Genomic DNA, 18,811 nt, shown 5'->3' on the forward strand with positions numbered 1-18,811 from the left:
CGCGGCGGCCAGACGGTGCGCGCGGTGCTCCCGGGACACCGGAGCTGCTCGGCTAGGGCCGGCGGGGCTGGGCTCGGATGTGCATCCGCTCGCCCTGCGGCCCGAACAGGCTGAGCAGCTCGGCGTGGTCCGGTCCGGGGTTGGCGAACCAGTGCGGCACGTGCGTGTCGAACTCCACCACCTCGCCCGGCCGGAGGATCACGTCGTGCTCGCCCAGGACGAGCCGCAGCCGCCCGGACAGCACGTAGAGCCACTCGTAGCCCTCGTGGGAGCGCGGGTCGGGCTGCGCGTCCGAGGGCGGCATGACGTGCTTGAACGCCTGCAGCCCGCCGGCCCGCCGGGTGAGCGGGATGATCGTCTGGCCGAACCGCTTGACCGGGCGCAGCTGGACCCGCGGATCCCCGGTCTCCGGCGCGTCGACCAGCTCGTCCAGCGACACCTGGTGGGCCCGCGCGAGCGGCAGCAGCAGCTCGAGGGTGGGCTTGCGCTGCCCGGACTCCAGCCGCGACAGCGTGCTGACCGAGATGCCGGTGGACTCCGAGAGCTCGGTCAACGTGGCGCCGCGCTGGCGGCGCAGCGCCCGCAGCCGGGGCCCCACGGCCTCCAGCGCGCCGGCGAACTCCGCGTCCTCAGCCACCGCTCCACTTTGCCACAGCGGCAACGCGATTTGTCAACATGACCGTCCGGCGGGCACCGTGGCGGCATGGGTGCAGCGGAGGAGTTCTGGGACGGGCAGTACCGGGCGACCACACGGGTGTGGAGCGGCCTTCCGAACGCGGTGCTGGCGGACGTCGTCGGCCCGCTGGCCCCCGGCACCGCCCTCGACCTGGGGTGCGGCGAGGGCGGCGACGCCCTGTGGCTGGCCCGGCGGGGCTGGCGGGTGACCGCCGTCGACGTCGCCCCCACCGCGCTGGCGCGGGTGGCCGAGCGGGCCGCCGAGGCGCGGGTGTGCGCGCTGGTGCGCACCGAGCAGCACGACCTCGCCGCCACGTTCCCCGACGGCCGGTACGACCTGGTGTCGGCGCAGTACCTGCAGTCGCCGCTGGAGCTGCCCCGCGAGCGGGTGCTGCCGGCGGCGGCGGAGGCGGTGGCGCCGGGCGGGCTGCTGCTGGTGGTGGAGCACGGCTCCGCGGCCCCGTGGTCGTGGAGCCAGGACGCCCGGTTCCCGACGCCGGAGGAGCTGGTGGCGGCGATGGGGCTGGCCGAGGGGGAGTGGGAGGTGGAGCGGGCGGGGACGCCGCGGCGGGAGGCGACGGGACCGGCCGGGGAGAAGGCGATGGTGGTCGACGTCGTGGTGGCGGCGCGACGGGCTCGCGCGTAGGGCGCGGCCCGCCCACCCGACTCGCCGGGCTGGTCGGGTCGGGACGTGGGGCGGCTCGGGTCGGGGTTGCGCGTCGAGATCGACGTGGTGGGGCTTCGCGCCGCGGCGGGACCCGATGAGGTCGATCTCGACGGGAGCGGATCACCCTGCGAGGCGCGCGGCCCCGTTCGGCCGCCGCGACTGCGCGCGGGAAGACGTCGGGGCCCCGCCACCACCGTGGCGAGGCCCCGACGACCGTCGCAGCCCTCAGGCGGCCTGCTTGGTCTCCCAGAAGATCTTGTCGATCTGGGCGATGTAGTCCAGCAGCTCCTGGCCGGTGGCCGGGTCGGTGGACGACTTGGCGCCACCGGGGCCGCCGCCCGCCTTCTTGGTGGCCTTGTTGAACAGCTCGTGCAGCTGCGGGTACTTCTCGAAGTGCGGGGGCTTGAAGTAGTCGGTCCACAGCACCCACAGGTGGTGCTTGACCAGGTCGGCCCGCTGCTCCTTGATCTCGATGGCCCGCTGGCGGAACTCCGGGTCCTGGTTGCCCTGGTACTTCTCCTGGATCGCCTTGACCGACTCGGCCTCGATCCGGGCCTGGGCGGGGTCGTAGACGCCGCAGGGGAGGTCGCAGTGCGCGGTGGCCTCCAGCCGCGGGCGGAGAATGCGGGTCAGCATCCGCATGGGGTGTCCTCCCTGGGTGATCGTTCTGGCAGGGCCGACCCTACTCGTGCGCTGGTGGGGTGGCAGGTCCGGTGAAGGGGGTCTCATGGGGTGGCGGCGGGTGTCGGTGCGGGGGCCGTCGATGTCGCCGACGCTGAGCGACGGCGACGTCGTGCTGGCCCGGTTCGGGGCGCCCGTCCGGGTCGGTGACGTGGTGCTGGTGCGGTGGGCGGCGCGGCCCGGGCAGCTGTCGGTGAAGCGGGCGGTCCGCCCGGGCGCCGACGGCTGGTGGGTGCGCGGCGACAACCCGTTCGGGTCCACCGACTCGCGCGCCCTCGGCCCCGCGACGGTCCTGGCCGTCGTCCGCACCCGGCTCTGGCCCCGCCCCGGCCGGCTGCGCCGGGCGGGTCCCATCAGGGGGCGGGGAGCGTGACGGTGAAGCGGGCGCCGCCTTCGGGGGCGGGGGTCGCGTCGATGCGGCCGCCCATGCGGGTCACCAGGCCGTGCACGAGGGCCAGCCCGATGCCGCCGGTGCCGCGGCGCTCCCGGTAGCGCTCGTGCAGCACGCCGGGGGCGAACGCCACGGCGTAGTCGTCGTCGGACAGGCCGGGGCCGCCGTCGCGGACCTCCAGGACGCCGCCGCCGGGCACCGGGCGGACCGCCAGCACCAGCGGCGCCCCGGGCGGGAGGACCCGCAGGGCGTTCTCGGCCAGCCCGTCGACGACCTGGCGCAGCCGGCGCGGGTCGGCGCGCACGACCGCCGGGCCGGCCGCCTCCACCCGGAACTCGACGCCCGCCGCGGCCGAGCGCGCCGCCCAGACCTCGGCCGCCTCGCGGGCCAACCCGGCCAGGTCGACGGGGGCGGGGTCGAGGCGGAAGTCGTCGGCCTGCAGGCGGGCCAGCTCCATCAGGTCGTCGACGAGGCGGTTGAGGCGCTCCGCCTCGCGCAGCACCACGCGACCGACCTCGGGCACCTCGTCGCCGGAGACGACGCCGTCGGCCAGCGACTCGGCGAACCCGCGCACCGCGGTCAGGGGGGTGCGCAGCTCGTGCGACACCGACAGCAGGAACGCCCGCTGCCTGGCCTCGCTGTGCGCCAGGGCGTCGGCCAGCTCGTTCACCGCGCCGGCCACCTCGGCGATCTCGGTCGGCCCGCGCTCGGGGATCCGGACGTCGCGCCGCCCGGAGCGCAGGGCGGTCGCGCCGGCCACGGCGCCGCGCAGCGGGCGGGCCAGCAGGTGGGCGACGACGAACCCGACGACCAGCGCGGTCGCGGCTCCGGCCAGCAGCGCGAAGAGCACCGACCGCCGCAGCTGCGGGCCGACGCCGACGGCCCGGTCCACCGGCTGCACGAGCGCGAACCCGCCGTCGCCCGCGGGACGCGCCTCGACGACCAGGGTGCGCGCGCCCACCTCGGCCGTCGCCGACACCGGCAGGCCGTCGAGGACGCGGGTGACGTCGGTGGTGGCGAGGGCGGCCGCCGTGGACCCGGTGGGCGTGGGGTCGAGCCGGCCCGGGCCGACCACCAGGACGTCGACACCCTGCCCGCGCAGTGCCGCGGCCGCCCCGCGGACGCCGACGGCGCCCCCGGGCCCGTCGACGGTCTGCGCGGCCAGCACGTCGGCCTGCCGGGCGAGCGCCGCCTGGGTGACCTCGCGCGCGGTGACGGCGATCAACCGGACCGACACCAGCCCGGCCACCAGCACGGCGAGCACCGCCACCAGCAGGCACCCCGCGGTGATCCGCCACGCCAGCGACCCCTGGCCCCGCGGCAGCCCGCCGGTCGCCCCGCTCACGGCGCGCCGCCCGCGTAGCCGACCCCCCGCACGGTCCGGATCGGGGCGCCCGGCCCGAGCTTGGCGCGCAGCTGGGCGACGTGCACGTCCACGGTCCGGGTGCCGGCGCTCGACGCGTACCCCCACACCGCGCCGAGCAGCTGCTCGCGGGTGAAGACGCGGTCGGGTGCTGCGAGCAGGTGGGCCAGCAGGTCGAACTCGGTGGCGGTGAGCGCCACCTCCCGCCCGTCGACCAGCACCCGGCGGCTCCCGGCGCGCAGCACGACGGGGCCCACGGCCAGCTCGACGTCGGGGGCCGGGCGGGGCGCGCCGCGCCGCAGCACGGCGCGCACCCTGGCCACCAGCTCGCGCGGGCTGAACGGCTTGGTCACGTAGTCGTCGGCGCCCAGCTCCAGACCGAGCACGCGGTCGACCTCGTCGTCGCGGGCCGTCACGAACAGCACCGGCACGTGGTCGCCTGCCGCGCGCAACCGCCGGCAGACCTCGACGCCGTCCAGGCCGGGCAGCCCGACGTCGAGGACGACCGCGACCGGGCCCAGCCGCCCGGCGGCGGCCAGCCCGCCGGGCCCGTCCCGCTCGACGTGCACGCCGAACCCGTCGCGGCGCAGGTAGCGCCCGACCAGGTCGGCGATCGCCGGGTCGTCCTCCACCACCAGCACCAGCCCCCGGCCGTCCTCCGCCACCACGACCTCCGTGCTCGATGCGCCGGCGGGCACGATCGTGCCCGATCACCCCGGGGCCCCGACGTCGGCCGGGGCCGGGGCCGCGGCGGAGGGCTCACCCGCACCGGTCGTCGCGGAACGCGGTGATCCGCCGCTCGGCGCCCGCCAGCCGCTCGGCCAGCTGCGGGCGCCGGTCCAGCCGCTGCTGGAGCCGGTCGGCCTGGGCGGTGCGGCCGGCGTCGCGGGCCTGCCGCACCCGCTGCTCCAGCCACGCCGTCGAGCCCGGGGTGCCGACGTCGGCCGCGGCCCGCTCCCGCGCCCCCGCGATCCGCTCCAGCAGCCTCGGGATGGCCTCGTCGCACACCCGCGCGGTCTGCTCGGCGGTGAGGGTGATCGGCGGCGGGCCCGGCTCGGGGTCGTCGGCCGCCGCCGCACCCCCGCCGGCCACCAGCATCCCCGCCGTCGCCACCGCCACCGCGATCCCACCGAACGCCCTGCTCATGGGTCCTCCCGTCCTCGGTGCCCGGCCGGTCGCCGGGCACCGACGACGGTGCCGGGCGCGGATGGGGCGAGCGTGCGGTGAACGTTCGGATCGGATCAGGACGATCGCCGGTTACCATGGGTGCGCACCCGACAGCCGAACCTCGTCGGCGCGCGCCGCGCGAACCCGCGATGCGTCCCGCGAGAGGCCGTCCGGCACCGCGGACCAGGGCGAAACCCGGCCTCCGGTGCACGGCGAGCAGCGCCATGGGGCGCTACCCACCTGAGCACCGCACGAGGAAGCCCTTCACCATGACTGTCGTCCCCGACCGCGTCACGACCGCCCCGGTCACCCGCGACGAGATCTTCGGCGCCCACCGCGGTGGCAAGCTGGCCACCGGCCTCACCGCTCCGCTCTCCGACGCCCGCGAGCTGGCCATCGCCTACACCCCCGGCGTCGCCGACGTCAGCCGGGCCATCGCCGCCGACGCCGCCCTCGCCGACCGCTACACCTGGGCCGGGCGGCTGGTCGCCGTGGTCAGCGACGGCACCGCCGTGCTCGGGTTGGGCGACATCGGCCCGCGCGCGGCGCTGCCGGTGATGGAGGGCAAGTCGGCGCTGTTCAAGGCGTTCGGCGGGCTCGACTCGATCCCGATCGTGCTCGACACCACCGACGTCGACGAGATCGTCGAGACGCTGGTCCGGCTGCGGCCCAGCTTCGGCGCGGTCAACCTGGAGGACGTCTCGGCGCCGCGCTGCTTCGAGCTGGAGCGCAGGCTGGTCGAGGCGCTCGACTGCCCCGTCATGCACGACGACCAGCACGGCACGGCGATCGTGCTGTTGGCCGCGCTGCGCGGGGCCTGCGAGGTGCAGGGCCGCGAGCCGGGCGAGCTGCGGGTCGTCGTGTCCGGGGCGGGCGCGGCCGGGGTGGCCTGCGCGCGCATCCTGCTCGCGGCGGGCGTCTCCGACGTCGTCGTCCTCGACTCGCGCGGCGTCCTCGTGCCCGGCCGCGACGGCGTCACCGGGGAGAAGGCGGCGCTGGCCCACCGCACCAACCCCCGCGGCGTCACCGGTTCGCTGGCCGACGCGCTGCCCGGGGCCGACGTGTTCGTCGGGCTCTCCGGGGCCCGGCTGCCCGAGGAGCTGCTGGCCACCATGGCCCCGGACGGGATGGTCTTCGCGCTGTCCAACCCCGACCCGGAGGTCCACCCGGACGTCGCAGCCCGGCACGCGGCGATCGTGGCGACCGGCCGCAGCGACTTCCCCAACCAGATCAACAACGTGCTGGCCTTCCCCGGGGTGTTCCGGGGCGCGCTGGACGCCGGGGCGCGGCGGATCACCGAGGAGATGAAGCTGGCGGCCGCGGAGGCCATCCTCGACGTCGCCCGCGACGACCTCGCGGCCGATCGGATCGTGCCCAGCCCGTTCGACCCGCGTGTCGCGCCCGCCGTGTCGGCGGCCGTCGCGGCGGTCTCGGAGCCGGGAGACGACGCTGGGTGATCATGTTCTAGCGGCTGACCTGCGCCGATTCGCCTACCTGCCCTACTTCGCGGACTCGTTCGGCCCACAGCTATCACTCGAGTGGACTAGTCCGGGCTGACGGGGGCGAATCCCGCGGATCGTCACGCATGCGGCATCGTTGACCCCGGTGAGCGACGGACACGGCCGGGAGGTGCACGTGGGCGACTTCGGATACCCGCTCGACCGGGCCGTCGTCGTGCCGCCGGCCGTCCCGCTCACCGGGGCGGCCGGCCTCGACTTCGTCGGCGCCACGTCCCACCCGGCGGTTGCCCGGTTGCCCGACCGGAACACCGTCCACGGGCTGACGGTCGGCGGTCCGGTGCCGTTGCGCCCGGACGGGCCCGTCGCCGCGGCCGATCGCCCGCCGACGGGTCCGGTGCCCGTGCCCCGGCCGGTCCAGGCCGACAGCGAGCCGGGCGAGCTGGTCCGGCTACCGGTCCCGGTCCACGACGAGGAACCCGACGAGCAGCCCGCGGTGCTCGTGCTACCCGACGTGCCGGACGAGCCCGCCCTGCTGTGCGACCGCGAAGGGCGCATCGCCCGGGTCAACGCGGCCCTGCTCGGACTGGCCTCGCGGCTGCCCGCGGTCCCCGGCGAGGACCTGCCCGGCATGGGGTGGCGGGCCGCGCCCGACGGGCTCGACCGGGCGCCGCTGCCCGACCTGGTCAGCGGGCCCGACACGGACGCCCGGCTGGTCCGCACCGACGGCTCGCTGGTCCCGGTGCGGCTGGTCCGCCGGATCATCGCCGGCGGCGAGCTGTGCCTGGTGCTGCCGCACCGGGCGGTGCCCGGCCACGCGTGCGGGACGCCGGTGGGTACCTGGACGTTCGACCCGGCCGCGGCCGCCCTGTGCCGCGACGCCGACCTCGAGGAGCTCTACCGGGCCGCCGGCGTGCCCACCGGCCAGGGCCCGACCGCGGTCGAGGCGCAGCAGGTGGCCGCGCTCAGCCAGGCGCTGCGCACCCAGGCCCGGCCCGCCGAGCACCGCATGGAGCTGGCCGTCGCCGGCAACCGCGCGCTCGACTACGCCACCCACGTCGAGTACGGCGAGGACGGCACCCCGGTGCGGCTCGTCGGCACGGTCCGGCTGGTCGCGGCGACCCCGCGCTCCCCGCGCCCGCCGCAGAGCCGCTCCCACCGCCCCCCGGCCCCCGGCAGGCGGTTCGCCGACCAGGCCTCCCGCCGCTTCGCCGACCTGATGGCCGCCGTGCCCGGCGGCGTCGGCCTGATCGACCGCACCGGCCGGGTCATCGACGCCAACGCCGGGCTGTGCGACCTGCTCGACGTCCGGCTGGAGATGCTGCGCGGGCGCACCGCGGCCTCGCTGACCGCCGACGGCTTCACCGGCCAGGACCCCGACCCCGCCGAGAGCGCCGACGGGCTGCCCGGCTGGCTGCGGCGGGCGTCGATGGCCCCCGACCGGCTGTACCGGGCCCCCGAGGTGCCGCTGCTGCGCATCGACGGCACCACCGTGTGGTGCGAGCTGGCGGTCACCGCCACCCCCGCCGACGACGGCAGCCCGCTGTGGCTGGTCGTGTTCACCGACGTCACCGAGCGCAGGCGGGTCAGGGAGCTGCTGCGCAGCGCGGGCACCGTCGACGAGCTCACCCGGCTGCCCAACCGGGCCGCCACGATCGAGCTGGTCGACCGGTTGCTGGCCGGCCCGGGCCGCGACCGCGTCGCCGTCGTCTGCGGCGACCTGGACGACTTCTCCCGGGTCAACTCCTCGCTGGGCCACGAGGCCGGCGACGACCTCCTGGTCACGCTGGCCGGCAGGCTGCAGCGCGAGCTGCCCGTCAGCTGCACGGCGGCCCGGCTGTCCGGCGACGAGTTCGTGGTCATCTGCGCCGACCACTCCGAGGTCGGCGGGCCCGACATCCTGGCCCGCACCGTCGCCGACCTGCTCCGCCCGACGATCACCGTGCACGGCCGCCCGGTGCAGATGACGGCGTCGGTCGGTGTGGCCCAGCCGGTGCCCGCGGGGGAGGTGCGCGCGGCCGACCTGCTGCGCTTCGCCGAGGTGGCGATGCAGGACGTCAAGCGCCGCCAGCGCCGCGGCGGGATCGGCATGGCCACCGACGGGGTGGTCAGCTCCGCGACGATGGCCCTGGAGCTGGAGGCCGAGCTGCGCTCGACCATCGCCACCGGCGGGCTGACCCTGCTCTACCAGCCGGTGGTCGGCCCGGACGGCACCGTGCTCTCGGCGGAGGCGCTGGTCCGCTGGCCGCACCCGGAGCGCGGCATGATCTCGCCCGCCGAGTTCCTGCCGGTGGCCCAGCGCAGCGGCCTGCTGCGCGACCTCGACATGTGGGTGCTGCGCACGGCGGCCGAGGAGGCGGCGACCTGGCCGGTGGCGCGCGGCATCCGCCCGGCCGTCGCGGTCAACCTGGCCGGCCTGCTGCCCGGCGACACCGACTTCCTCGACGTGGTGACCGGGTTCGTCACCGACGCCGGCCTGCCCTGGGACCGGCTGGTGCTCGAGCTCGTCGAGACCAGCCTGGTGGCGCTGCCGCCGCACGCGCTGGCCGCGATGGACACCCTGGTCAAACGGGGAGTGCGGTTCGCGGTCGACGACTTCGGCACCGGCTACTCCTCGCTGGCCCGGCTCAAGGAGCTGCCCGCGCAGACCATCAAGATCGACCGCGCGTTCGTGACCGGCGTCGGCGAGGACCGCGCCGACTTCGCGGTGGCCAGGGCGGTGGTGGACATGGCCGCGGCGATGAACCGCACCACCGTGGCCGAGGGGGTGGAGACGGGCGAGCAGTTCCTGGTGCTGCGCAGGCTGGGCGTCGACGCGTTCCAGGGCTACTTCTTCGCCAAGCCGCTCACCCCGCACGAGCTGCGCGCGAAGCTCGACGCCGTCGAACTGGTGGCCCCCGCTGCGGGTCTCTAACAGGTCACGGCCGGTCGCCGTTGTCGGTGCAGCGGGATAGCGTTGCTCCACATGCGGCGGCCGGCAAGGGGTCGTCGGTGAACACGGAGGTCCCTCGGATGATCGAGTTCCGGGGCGTGACCAAGCGCTTCCCCGACGGCACCGTCGCTGTCGACGCCCTCGACCTGACCGTCGACGCCGGAAAGATCACGGTGTTCGTCGGACCATCGGGATGTGGCAAGACGACGTCCCTGCGCATGATCAACCGCATGATCGACCCCAGCGACGGGGTCATCTCCGTCGACGGGCGCGACATCATGTCCGTCGACGCCGCCGACCTGCGCCGCGGCATCGGCTACGTCATCCAGCAGGCCGGGCTGTTCCCGCACCGCACCATCCTGGACAACATCGCCACCGTCCCGATGCTGTTGGGCTGGGACAAGGCCAAGGCCCGCAAGCGCTCCGCCGAGCTGATGGAGATCGTCGGGCTGGTCCCGGAGATGGCCAAGCGCTACCCGGCCCAGCTCTCCGGCGGCCAGCAGCAGCGCGTCGGGGTGGCCAGGGCGCTCGCCGCCGACCCGCCCGTGCTGCTGATGGACGAGCCGTTCAGCGCGGTCGACCCGGTGGTCCGCGAGAGCCTGCAGGAGGAGCTGCTGCGGCTGCAGTCCGAGCTGGGCAAGACCATCGTCTTCGTCACCCACGACATCGACGAGGCGGTCAAGCTGGGCGACAAGGTCGCCGTGTTCCGCACCGGCGGCATCCTGGCCCAGTACGACGACCCGGGCCACCTGCTGGCCCGCCCGGCCGACGACTTCGTCGACGGGTTCGTCGGGCGAGACCGCGGCTACCGCGGTCTCGGCTTCCTGTCCTCGGCCGAGCTGCCGCTGGGCGAGCTGCCCACGGTCACCGTCGGCGACCCGGCCCCCACCGGCGACGACGCGGCCTGGACGCTCGTCCTCGACGCCGACCGCCAGCCGCAGGGCTGGCTGCAGGGCTCCGGCGACGGCCCGCGGGTGACCGCCGAGCACCTCGTGCCCGGCGGCTCGCTCTACGACGTGTCGTCGGGCTCGCTGCGCAGCGCGCTCGACGCCGCGCTGTCCTCGCCGTCGGGCAAGGGCGTGGCGATCGACGCCGACGGCGCGTTCGCCGGTTCCATCAGCGCCGACGACGTGCTGACCGCGCTGGCCAGGGTGCGCAGCGCGGAGGCCGCGGCGTGACCTGGGTCCTGGGCAACCTGGAGCTCATCGGCGACCTGACGCTGGAGCACCTGGTCTTCGCCCTGCCGCCGGTCGTCATCGGGCTGCTGCTCGCCATCCCGCTGGGCTGGCTGGCCAACCGCACCCGCACCGGCCGCACGATCGTGATCAACCTGGCCGGCCTGCTGTACACGGTGCCGTCGCTGGCGCTGTTCGTGATCCTGCCCGCCGTGCTGGGCACCGGCATCCTCGACTCGATCAACGTCATCATCGCGCTCACCGTCTACACGCTGGCGCTGCTGGTCCGCACCGTCGCCGACGCGCTGTCCGCCGTGCCCGGCACGGTGATCGACTCGGCCACCGCGATGGGCTACCGCCCGGTGCGCCGGTTCCTGGCCGTCGAGCTGCCGCTGTCGATCCCGGTGGTGCTGGCCGGCGTGCGGGTGGCGGCGGTGTCGTCGATCAGCCTGGTCACCGTCGGCTCGGTGATCGGGTTCGGCGGGCTGGGCAAGATGTTCACCGACGGCTTCCAGCGCGACATCCCCCAGGAGATCATCGCCGGGATCGTGCTGGTGCTGGTCATCGCGCTGGTGGTCGACGGCCTGCTGCTGCTGCTCGGGCGGGCGCTCACCCCGTGGACCAAGGCGAGGGCGGGAGCGCGATGACCATCTTCGGGTGGCTGTTCGACCCGGCGAACTGGACGGGCCCGCAGGGCGCGCCGCAGCGGCTCGTCGAGCACCTCGGCTACACCGCGCTCACCCTGCTCATCGCGATCATCATCGCGGTCCCCTTGGGCGCCTGGATCGGCCACACCGGCCGCGGCGGATTCCTGGTCGTCGGGCTGGCCAACGGGCTGCGCGCGCTGCCCACCCTCGGCCTGCTGGTGCTGCTGGTCGGCGCGATCGGCATCGGCCTGCTCGGCCCGCTCATCGCGCTCGTCGTGCTGGCGGTGCCGCCGATCCTGGCCGGCACGTACGCCGGCGTGCGCAACGTCGACGGCGCAGTGGTCGACGCGGCCAAGGGCATGGGCATGCGCGGTCGCGACGTGCTGTTCCAGGTCGAGCTGCCCAACGCGCTGCCGCTGATCATCGGCGGCATCCGCAGCTCGCTGCTGCAGGTCCTGTCCACCGCCACCATCGCCGCGTTCGTCGCGCTCGGCGGCCTGGGCCGGTTCATCATCGACGGTCTGGCCGTGCGCGACTTCGGCCAGATGATCGGCGGCTCGCTGCTGGTCGCGGGCCTCGCCATCGTCTCCGACCTGCTGCTCGCCGGTCTGCAGAAGCTGCTCGTCTCGCCCGGTCTGCAGGCCGCGGCGGCCCAGCGCGGCGGCAAGCGCCGGCTGCGCGCGGTGCCCGACAAGACCCTCACCGCGGAAGCGGCCTGAACCCGACCCGCCGCAGCGCCGCGGCATCGTCTCAACCAGAAGGACCCCCGATGCACCGATCCGTCCTCTCCCGACGTGCGGCGGTGGCCGCAGTGGCCGCCGCCTCGGCGCTCGCGCTCGTCGCCTGCGGCGGCGGCGGCGACCCGCTGGCCAACGGCGGCTCCGGCCAGCAGTCCGGCGGCGACGCCGCGCAGACCATCGTCGTGGGCTCGGCCAACTTCACCGAGAGCCAGATCCTCGCCGAGATCTACGCCCAGGCCCTCGAGGCCAAGGGCGTCACCATCGAGAAGCGGCTGTCCATCGGCAGCCGCGAGACCTACATGCCCGGCCTGCAGGACGGCTCCATCGACCTGATCCCGGAGTACAGCGGCGTGCTGCTGCAGTACTTCGACAAGGGCGCCACCGAGGTCGAGGCCGAGGCCGTCTACACCGCGCTGCAGGCCGCGCTGCCCCCCGCGCTGACCGTGCTCGAGAAGTCCGAGGCCGAGGACAAGGACGCCGTCGTCGTCACCCGGGAGACCGCCACCCGCCTCAACGCCACGTCCATCGCCGACCTCGCGCCCAACTGCGGGCAGCTCGTCTTCGGCGGCGCGCCGGAGTTCCAGACCCGCCCCGACGGCATCCCCGGCATCGCCGAGAGCTACGGCTGCACCTTCGCCAGCTACCAGTCGCTCGACGCCGGCGGCCCGCTGACGGTCGGCGCGCTGGCCAACGGCGACATCCAGGCGGCCAACCTGTTCACCACCGACGCCTCCATCAAGACCAACGACTTCGTCGTGCTCGAGGACCCGGAGAACAACTTCGCCGCGCAGAACGTGCTGCCGCTGATCAACAAGGAGAAGGCGACCCCCGAGGTCACCGAGACCCTCAACGCCATCTCGGCCAAGCTCACCACCGACGGGCTCATCGCCCTGAACGCCGAGGCGTCCAGCGACGCCAAGCCCAGCCCGGAGACCGTGGCCAAGAACTGGCTGGACCAGAACGGCCTGTCCTGACCCCAGCCCCGCGGAGCCCCCGCCCCGGCTTCCCGCCGGGCCGGGGCTCTCGGCGTTCCGCTCGTCCCTGCTCAGCGCAGGGCGGGGTGCGAGCGCGCCTCTCGCCCAACCTCGTCGGGCGAATGCGACTCTCGCTCGGCTGATGCGGCGCGCAAGCGCCGCGAGGCGGGCCCAGGCGAGGCGGCGCGCAGCTCCACTCCCCTCCCGAGGCCCCTGCTCGATCCGAGGGCGCTCACCGCGGAGGCGCCGCCGGAGGCGCTCTTCCACCCCGATCTGGATCAGCCCGCTCGCCCGAGGCTGGGCGCGCCGCCCGGCAACGTTCCTGCCTACTGAGGGCGTCCGCGCTCGTCCGCTCCGGGAGAAGAGCTCGTCGAAGAGAGGGGAAGTGCGCCTCCGGCGGCGCCTCCGGCGAGGACCTCGGCTCGAGCAGGGGGCACTTCTCCGGGGACCGGCGAGGGATCGGGGAGATGGCGGGGTCCGGCGGGGGTCCCTGGGCACCGCGCGCACCGTGTGGTCGCCGCGCACATGTCGTGACGTGTGCGCGGTGGAGAGTCGGTGTGCGCGGTGGTGGCTGGTGTGCGTGGTCATCCGAGCGGGGCGCGGCCCCGGCCTGCCCGGGCGAGTGGCGCGCTCGCCCAACCTCGTCGTGCGGGCGCGCCGCTCGCTCACGGGGTCGGCGAGCACACGCGGCTGCGCGGAGCGTCCGTCACATCCACTCATTCCACGCGGTGGCGGTCGTCCTTCCGGGCGGCGCGGAGGGTGCGCAGGGTTCGCAACGCGGAGACGTTCAGCAGGACCATGACCCCCAGGCTGACGACGTAGGCGCTCAGGCCGACCGGTTGGGTCGTGAACCGCAGCCAGGCTTCGCTGGCGTTGACCAGGTTCATCGCGATGGCCGATCCGCCGCAGACCACGACGGCGACCATCGACGTCACCATCGCGGCGGCCGCCACCCGCCGGGGCGACCGGGTGCGCCGGAAGGTCAGCGCGACCAGGAGCCCGGAGACCGCGGCGATCGTGGTGGCGGCCACGTCCTGCACCCTGGCCAGCACCTTCACCGCGGCCGGGGCCGGGGGGCCGGGGGCCAGGCCGCTCTGCCAGACGAAGTCCCAGCCCACCATCAGCGCGGGCAGGGCGATCGCGAGCAGCAGCGCGGTGCGCCTGCCCTGCCCGGCGGCCAGCTCGTCCTGGTAGAGCGGGGCGATCTCGGCGACCGGGCCGAAGTCGCGCACGGCCAGGCGGGCGGCGGTGTGCGGGTCGACGCCGCCGCGGCGGTAGGCGTCGGCGGCGTCGTCGAGCCCGTCGCGGGCCTCGCGGACGATGTCGCGGCGGGCCCGGGCGGGCCCGCGCAGGCTCCGGTCGAGCTCGGCGAGGTGGGCGTCGAGCGGATCGCGCAGGGACGCGGTCACGACGGCTCGCCTGCCGGTCGCGGCGGGCGCAGCACGGCCTCGACGACCGAGCTGAACTCGCTCCAGTCGGCCCGCTGCGCGGCCAGCGCGTGCCGCCCGGCCCGGGTGAGGGTGTAGGTGCGGCGCTCCCGGCCGCCGACGGTGCTCCACGAGCCGGACAGCCGCCCGGCCCGCTCCAGCCTGCGCAGCGCCGGGTAGACGGTGCCGGTGGGCAGGTCGAGCGCGCCGCCGCTGCGGGCCTGCAGCGCCTCGATGATCGCGTAGCCGTGCCGGGGGCCGTCCTCCAGCACGGACAGGATCAGCCCGTCCAGGTGGCCGCGCACGGCGTCAGGTCGCACGAGTAGGGAGTCTACTCACGATGTTGATGGTGTCATCAGGCTCGCCATCAGGGACATCCCTGATGCACATGTAGAGAGTCTACCTATAGCGTTCCGGAGCGTGGACACTCTCACCCGGCCGGTGCGGGCGCGCCGGCCCGTCGTCTCGCTGTGGTTGCTGCGCTTCGCGCTGACCGCGCACCTGCTCGCGGTGCTGGTCCAGCCGGTCCTGGCCGGGCTGTTCCTGACCGGTGACGTCGACGCGATCGCCCTGCACGGCGTCATCGGCAGCGCGCTGGTGCTGGTCACCCTCATCACCACCGCCGTCGCCGTCGGCTACGTCCTGGGCGGGCGCGGACGGCTGTGGATCCTGCCGGCGCTGGTGGCGCTGTTCCTGGTCGAAGGCGTGCAGATCGGCGCGGGCTACGCCCACGAGCTGACGCTGCACGTGCCGCTCGGGGTCGCACTCGCGGTGCTGGCGGCGCTGCTCGCGGTCTGGGCGTGGACGCCGTCAGCGGCGCGGGCGCGGGGTGCCCGGTGAGCCCGCGGATGTCGCGGCGCGGCTTCCTGGGGCTGCTCGGCGGAGCGGCCGCCGGGGTCGCGCTGGCCGGCTGCGGGCTCGGCACCCAGCCCGGCCAGACCGGGGAGGCCGTGGTCAGCGCCGTCCCCCTGCCCGAGCCGTTCCGGGTGCCGCTGCCCGTGCCGCCGGTCGCCCGGCCCGTCGGCACCGACCCCGGCGGCGCCGAGCTCTACCGGATCACCCAGCGGGTCGCCGAGCAGGAGATCCTGCCCGGGCTGCGCACCCCGGTGCTGGGCTACGACGGGATCTTCCCCGGGCCGACCATCGAGTCGCGGCGGGGCCGCCCGGTCGTCGTCACCCACCGCAACGAGCTGTCCGTGCCGACCGTCGTGCACCTGCACGGCGGGCACACCCCGGCCGAGCACGACGGCTGGCCGCTCGACCTGGTGCTGCCCGTCGACGGCGCGCACGACGGCAGCGGGCACCACGGCATGATCGGCGACTCCGTCGTCGGCGAGCGCGACTACCGCTACCCGAACGAGCAGCGCGCGGCCACGCTCTGGTACCACGACCACCGGATGGACTTCACCGCGCCCGCCGTCTACCGCGGGCTGGCCGGCTTCCACATCGTGCGCGACGACGTCGAGGACGCGCTGCCCCTGCCCCGCGGCGACCGCGAGCTGCCGCTGATGATCTGCGACCGGTCGTTCACCGCCGACGGCGCCTTCGCCTACCCCGGCGTCGACCAGTCGATGCGCAGCCTGCCCGGCGTCGACCCGGAGTGGATGGAGGGCGTCCTCGGTGACGTGGTGCTGGTCAACGGGGCGCCGTGGCCGGTGCACGAGGTCGACGCCGCGCGCTACCGGCTGCGGCTGCTCAACGCGGCCAACGCCCGCCGCTTCCAGCTGGTGCTCACGCTGCCCAACGGCGAGAACCTGCCGATGCAGCAGATCGGTTCGGACGGCGGCCTGCTGGCCGCCCCGGTGGAGCACCGGTCGCTGCTGGTCGCGCCCGGCGAGCGGTTCGACATCGTCGTCGACTTCTCGCTGGTGCCGGTGGGCACCGACGTGACCGTGGTGAACGCCCTCGGCACCGGGAGCACGTCGCAGGTCATGCGGTTCCGGGTGGTCCGCCCCGCCCGCGACGACAGCCGGGTGCCCGACGTGCTCTCCGAGATCGAGCCGCTGGTGCCCGCCGCGGGTGCGACCGTGCGCACGTTCGAGTTCCGCCGCGGCGCCGTCAGCGGGCACTCGGGCTGGACGATCAACGGGGAGTCCTTCGACCCCGACCGGTCACTGGCCGACATCCCGCTCGGGCAGGTCGAGCGCTGGCGCTTCCACACCGACGTCCACCACCCCGTGCACGTCCACCTCGACCAGTTCCAGGTGCTGCGCCGCGGGCCGGGCGGGCCGGTCGACACCGACTCCGGCTGGAAGGACACCGTCGACCTGCCGCCGTACGAGGTGGTGGAGGTGGCGGTCCGGTTCACCGACCACACCGGCCGCTACGTCATGCACTGCCACAACCTCGAGCACGAGGACATGGCGATGATGGCGACGATCCGCACGGTGTGACCGGCTCGCCCCGGCCGCCACGAGCCTCAGCTGAGGTGCGACCAGCGCCGCAGGACGGCCGCGGCGAGCGCGACCGCCACCACCAGCTGCAGCAGCGTGAGCAGCGGCGGGGCGCCGACCGCCACCATCGTCGCCACTGCGACCACGGACATGGCGATGAACAGCCAGAACGCCCACCGGTAGCCGGTCCACAGCCCGGCGTAGGCGACCAGGCTGACGGTGGCGCCCACGGCGGACACCAGCAGGACCGGGGTCGGCTGCTGGCCCAGCGCGGTGTCCTGGCTCCACGCCGTCACCAGCACCGCGACCACGACCGCGTGCTGGATCATCGCGATGGCCAGCACGGTCGTCAGTGCGGCGCCGCGCTGGGAGGGGGTGGTGCTGGTGCTCGTGCTCGTCGTCATGGGTCACCGGATCCGAGGTGCGGGGAGGCGGGGAGCTACTCAGCGTCACTGTAGGGCGGCTCCGGCCCGCGGCGATGCCCCGAACGCCGCCCGGCGGCGATCGGCGGACGAGCGGTCGAACCCCGCGGTGACCGGCCGACGACCGCCGTCACCCGGTCGGGGTCGGGTGGTGAGGCAGTCGCGGTGCCGCGGCGGGACGAACGCGGCGCGGTGGTCGCGGGTCCACGTCCGCACCGGGTTCGGGGCCCGGCCGAGGACCTCGGCGACGTCGTCGGTCAGCACGGCGTTGTGCCCGGCCCGCGCCCACCCGACGCCGGTGCCGGTCGCCCCGGAGACGAGGATCATCCCCGGACGCTGTCAGCCGGCCCCGGGCCCGGCGTAGGACGTTCCGGCCGCATCCGCTCGCGGGACGGGTCCGCCGCGGGCGCCGGTACCTACAGTGGCGGCGTGCCCCATCGCGCGCTCGCCGTGCCGCCCGCGCTGCGGCCGTGGCCGGTCGCCGTCAGCGTGGGCGCGCTGGCCGAGCCCCGGACCGTGCCGGAACCGCCTGACAACGCCACCACCCTCGCCCTGCGCACCGCCCCGGACCGCGCCCCCGAGCTGGTGGTCATGGGCCCGCGGACCAGGGCGCTCTACGTCGACGGCGTGCCCGGACCGTCGTGCGCGCTGCTTCGGCTACGGCCCGGCCGGGCGCGGGCGCTGCTGGGCCAGTCGCTGCGCGGGCTCGCCGACCGCGCCGTCCCGCTGGTCGAGCTGGGTGCCGGCCTCGCCCCCGAGCCGGCCGACCTCGCCCACGGCGATCCCGGCCACCTGACGGTGGAGTCGCTGTTCGCCGCTCTCGACGCCGTCCGGCCGGCGTCCGATCCCGTCGTCGCCGACGCGGCCCGGCTGCTGGCGGCCGGCACGGGTGTCGCGGCCGCGGCCCGGCGGTTGTACGTCGGCGAGCGGCACCTGCGCAGGCTCGTCGCCGACGGGTCCGGGCTCTCGCCCCAGCGCTACGCGAGCATCGAGCGGGTGCGGACGGTGCTGGCGCGCGGGGGGGAAGGGGCGGTGGCGGCGGCTGGCCGTCGAGGCGGGCTACTTCGACCAGTCGCACATGAGCGGGGAGTTCCGCCGGCTCATGGGCACCACCCTCACCGACTACACACGGGCGGCTGCCCGTCGCCGGCACGTGCGCCGGCGACGGGTAGCCGGGCTCAGGCCCGCGGCTCGCCCCGCTGGGCCTCGTCGGCGTCGACCGCGTCGGGGCTGTCGCCCCGGCCGTCCGGGTCGGTGAGCGAGGCCCCGGCGTCGGGGCGCTCGCCCGGGGGCGCGGTCATGGTCGGCTCGGCGTCCTGGTCGACCACGTCGTCGTCCGCTGGGTTCGTCATGCCGCAGCCGTACCCGCGTCCGCGTGCCTGACACCGTTACGACGCCGATCCGGGGGAACACCGGGGGGATGGGATTCGTGGTGGCGGCCTCGAGCGGGTGGACGGACCCGGACGGCGTGCGCCGTCCGGCGGGCGAGGTGCACGGTTGGCGCCCCGGCACCAACCAGACGGTGTGCGGGCTCCCGCTGAGCAAGGCGCGACTGGGTCGGTACCCGCACGTGGACTGGGCCGACGTGCAGCCCGAGTCCGGGCGGCACGCCGACGGCGTCCGGCGCGTGTGCCCGCGCTGCGCCGCCGCCGCCCGTCCCCGCCGGGCCCGGCGGCCGACCGACTTCCGCCGCCCCTGAC

The 18,811-nt window shown here is 75.5% G+C and carries 22 protein-coding genes; 11 read left to right on the forward strand and 11 right to left on the reverse strand.

Translation table 11 applies throughout. The features are described from left to right. Positions 1-52: 52 nt before the first annotated feature. Complete coding sequence (locus KDL28_RS34470; protein ID WP_252445446.1) at positions 53-637, reverse strand: helix-turn-helix domain-containing protein; 585 nt, start codon at positions 635-637, stop codon at positions 53-55. Positions 638-703: 66 nt separating this feature from the next. Between KDL28_RS34470 and KDL28_RS34475 the strand changes: the two genes are divergently transcribed. Next, positions 704-1,321 (forward strand): class I SAM-dependent methyltransferase, encoded by a 618-nt coding sequence (locus KDL28_RS34475; protein ID WP_256503319.1) that lies wholly within the window; start codon positions 704-706, stop codon positions 1,319-1,321. Between the two features lie 246 nt (positions 1,322-1,567). Here KDL28_RS34475 and sodN read toward each other — a convergent pair whose 3' ends face one another. Then, positions 1,568-1,984 (reverse strand): superoxide dismutase, Ni, encoded by a 417-nt coding sequence (gene sodN, locus KDL28_RS34480; protein ID WP_252445447.1) that lies wholly within the window; start codon positions 1,982-1,984, stop codon positions 1,568-1,570. A gap of 100 nt (positions 1,985-2,084) precedes the next feature. Between sodN and KDL28_RS34485 the strand changes: the two genes are divergently transcribed. Further along, complete coding sequence (locus KDL28_RS34485; protein WP_308216104.1) at positions 2,085-2,396, forward strand: S26 family signal peptidase; 312 nt, start codon at positions 2,085-2,087, stop codon at positions 2,394-2,396. On the opposite strand, the gene KDL28_RS34490 is transcribed toward KDL28_RS34485, so the two are convergent. From KDL28_RS34490 to KDL28_RS34500, 3 genes are all read right to left on the reverse strand, one after another. After that, positions 2,377-3,759, reverse strand: coding sequence for a HAMP domain-containing sensor histidine kinase (locus KDL28_RS34490; protein WP_252445449.1), 1,383 nt, complete (start codon positions 3,757-3,759; stop codon positions 2,377-2,379). The genes KDL28_RS34485 and KDL28_RS34490 overlap by 20 nt on opposite strands. Continuing rightward, the gene (locus KDL28_RS34495; protein ID WP_308216105.1) at positions 3,756-4,445 is read right to left on the reverse strand and encodes a response regulator transcription factor; all 690 of its coding nucleotides are present in this window, start codon (positions 4,443-4,445) and stop codon (positions 3,756-3,758) included. Before KDL28_RS34495 ends, KDL28_RS34490 begins: the two co-directional genes overlap by 4 nt. A gap of 91 nt (positions 4,446-4,536) precedes the next feature. Continuing rightward, a complete protein-coding gene (locus tag KDL28_RS34500; RefSeq protein WP_252445453.1) occupies positions 4,537-4,923 on the reverse strand; it encodes a hypothetical protein in 387 nt (128 codons plus the stop codon). Between the two features lie 290 nt (positions 4,924-5,213). On the opposite strand from KDL28_RS34500, the gene KDL28_RS34505 reads away from it, so the two are divergent. The 6 genes from KDL28_RS34505 to KDL28_RS34530 all read left to right on the forward strand — a co-directional run bounded on the left by KDL28_RS34505 (position 5,214) and on the right by KDL28_RS34530 (position 12,869). Further along, a complete protein-coding gene (locus KDL28_RS34505; protein WP_252445455.1) occupies positions 5,214-6,401 on the forward strand; it encodes an NAD(P)-dependent malic enzyme in 1,188 nt (395 codons plus the stop codon). A gap of 148 nt (positions 6,402-6,549) precedes the next feature. Further along, positions 6,550-9,315, forward strand: coding sequence for a putative bifunctional diguanylate cyclase/phosphodiesterase (locus KDL28_RS34510; RefSeq protein ID WP_252445457.1), 2,766 nt, complete (start codon positions 6,550-6,552; stop codon positions 9,313-9,315). 98 nt (positions 9,316-9,413) lie between these two features. Next, positions 9,414-10,511 (forward strand): ABC transporter ATP-binding protein, encoded by a 1,098-nt coding sequence (locus tag KDL28_RS34515; RefSeq protein WP_252445459.1) that lies wholly within the window; start codon positions 9,414-9,416, stop codon positions 10,509-10,511. Beyond that, positions 10,508-11,155, forward strand: coding sequence for an ABC transporter permease (locus KDL28_RS34520; RefSeq protein ID WP_252445461.1), 648 nt, complete (start codon positions 10,508-10,510; stop codon positions 11,153-11,155). The genes KDL28_RS34515 and KDL28_RS34520 overlap by 4 nt, the downstream gene beginning before the upstream one ends. Next, positions 11,152-11,874 (forward strand): ABC transporter permease, encoded by a 723-nt coding sequence (locus KDL28_RS34525; RefSeq protein WP_252445463.1) that lies wholly within the window; start codon positions 11,152-11,154, stop codon positions 11,872-11,874. Before KDL28_RS34520 ends, KDL28_RS34525 begins: the two co-directional genes overlap by 4 nt. 50 nt (positions 11,875-11,924) lie before the next feature. Beyond that, positions 11,925-12,869, forward strand: a complete 945-nt coding sequence (locus KDL28_RS34530) for an ABC transporter substrate-binding protein (protein ID WP_252445465.1) — start codon at positions 11,925-11,927, stop codon at positions 12,867-12,869. Positions 12,870-13,585: 716 nt separating this feature from the next. Here KDL28_RS34530 and KDL28_RS34535 read toward each other — a convergent pair. After that, positions 13,586-14,278 (reverse strand): permease prefix domain 1-containing protein, encoded by a 693-nt coding sequence (locus KDL28_RS34535; RefSeq protein WP_252445467.1) that lies wholly within the window; start codon positions 14,276-14,278, stop codon positions 13,586-13,588. Continuing rightward, positions 14,275-14,616, reverse strand: a complete 342-nt coding sequence (locus tag KDL28_RS34540; RefSeq protein ID WP_252445469.1) for a PadR family transcriptional regulator — start codon at positions 14,614-14,616, stop codon at positions 14,275-14,277. The genes KDL28_RS34535 and KDL28_RS34540 overlap by 4 nt, the downstream gene beginning before the upstream one ends. Positions 14,617-14,716: 100 nt before the next feature. Here KDL28_RS34540 and KDL28_RS34545 point away from each other — a divergent pair, with 100 nt between their 5' ends. Together KDL28_RS34545 and KDL28_RS34550 are read left to right on the forward strand one after the other, a co-directional pair. Then, complete coding sequence (locus KDL28_RS34545; protein WP_252445471.1) at positions 14,717-15,136, forward strand: hypothetical protein; 420 nt, start codon at positions 14,717-14,719, stop codon at positions 15,134-15,136. 8 nt (positions 15,137-15,144) lie between these two features. Next, complete coding sequence (locus tag KDL28_RS34550) at positions 15,145-16,689, forward strand: multicopper oxidase family protein (protein WP_252445567.1); 1,545 nt, start codon at positions 15,145-15,147, stop codon at positions 16,687-16,689. 26 nt (positions 16,690-16,715) lie between these two features. Here the strand turns inward: KDL28_RS34550 and KDL28_RS34555 are convergent, their stop codons facing one another. The 4 genes from KDL28_RS34555 to KDL28_RS34570 all read right to left on the reverse strand — a co-directional run bounded on the left by KDL28_RS34555 (position 16,716) and on the right by KDL28_RS34570 (position 18,463). Beyond that, entirely contained in the window at positions 16,716-17,093 is a 378-nt protein-coding gene (locus tag KDL28_RS34555; RefSeq protein ID WP_252445473.1) for a hypothetical protein, read from the reverse strand. Between the two features lie 45 nt (positions 17,094-17,138). Further along, a complete protein-coding gene (locus tag KDL28_RS34560; RefSeq protein ID WP_252445475.1) occupies positions 17,139-17,438 on the reverse strand; it encodes a hypothetical protein in 300 nt (99 codons plus the stop codon). A 330-nt stretch (positions 17,439-17,768) separates the two neighbouring features. Further along, on the reverse strand, positions 17,769-18,044 hold the full coding sequence (locus KDL28_RS34565; RefSeq protein WP_252445477.1) for a hypothetical protein: 276 nt from the start codon (positions 18,042-18,044) through the stop codon (positions 17,769-17,771). 245 nt (positions 18,045-18,289) lie between these two features. Continuing rightward, a complete protein-coding gene (locus KDL28_RS34570; protein WP_252445479.1) occupies positions 18,290-18,463 on the reverse strand; it encodes a hypothetical protein in 174 nt (57 codons plus the stop codon). 68 nt (positions 18,464-18,531) lie between these two features. On the opposite strand from KDL28_RS34570, the gene KDL28_RS34575 reads away from it, so the two are divergent. Beyond that, complete coding sequence (locus tag KDL28_RS34575; RefSeq protein WP_252445481.1) at positions 18,532-18,810, forward strand: hypothetical protein; 279 nt, start codon at positions 18,532-18,534, stop codon at positions 18,808-18,810. Position 18,811: the final 1 nt, after the last annotated feature.

Source organism: Pseudonocardia humida, from assembly GCF_023898865.1.
GTDB lineage: Bacteria > Actinomycetota > Actinomycetes > Mycobacteriales > Pseudonocardiaceae > Pseudonocardia > Pseudonocardia humida.

What these genes read in the sequence shown, in the direction of transcription:
- KDL28_RS34475 (WP_256503319.1), top strand. Translation starts at nt 704, where the DNA reads ATGGGTGCAGCGGAGGAGTTCTGGGACGGGCAGTACCGGGCGACCACA.
- sodN (WP_252445447.1), bottom strand. Translation starts at nt 1,984, where the DNA reads ATGCGGATGCTGACCCGCATTCTCCGCCCGCGGCTGGAGGCCACCGCG.
- KDL28_RS34500 (WP_252445453.1), bottom strand. Translation starts at nt 4,923, where the DNA reads ATGAGCAGGGCGTTCGGTGGGATCGCGGTGGCGGTGGCGACGGCGGGG.
- KDL28_RS34505 (WP_252445455.1), top strand. Translation starts at nt 5,214, where the DNA reads ATGACTGTCGTCCCCGACCGCGTCACGACCGCCCCGGTCACCCGCGAC.
- KDL28_RS34515 (WP_252445459.1), top strand. Translation starts at nt 9,414, where the DNA reads ATGATCGAGTTCCGGGGCGTGACCAAGCGCTTCCCCGACGGCACCGTC.
- KDL28_RS34525 (WP_252445463.1), top strand. Translation starts at nt 11,152, where the DNA reads ATGACCATCTTCGGGTGGCTGTTCGACCCGGCGAACTGGACGGGCCCG.
- KDL28_RS34530 (WP_252445465.1), top strand. Translation starts at nt 11,925, where the DNA reads ATGCACCGATCCGTCCTCTCCCGACGTGCGGCGGTGGCCGCAGTGGCC.
- KDL28_RS34550 (WP_252445567.1), top strand. Translation starts at nt 15,145, where the DNA reads ATGTCGCGGCGCGGCTTCCTGGGGCTGCTCGGCGGAGCGGCCGCCGGG.
- KDL28_RS34555 (WP_252445473.1), bottom strand. Translation starts at nt 17,093, where the DNA reads ATGACGACGAGCACGAGCACCAGCACCACCCCCTCCCAGCGCGGCGCC.
- KDL28_RS34560 (WP_252445475.1), bottom strand. Translation starts at nt 17,438, where the DNA reads ATGATCCTCGTCTCCGGGGCGACCGGCACCGGCGTCGGGTGGGCGCGG.
- KDL28_RS34570 (WP_252445479.1), bottom strand. Translation starts at nt 18,463, where the DNA reads ATGACGAACCCAGCGGACGACGACGTGGTCGACCAGGACGCCGAGCCG.
- KDL28_RS34575 (WP_252445481.1), top strand. Translation starts at nt 18,532, where the DNA reads ATGGGATTCGTGGTGGCGGCCTCGAGCGGGTGGACGGACCCGGACGGC.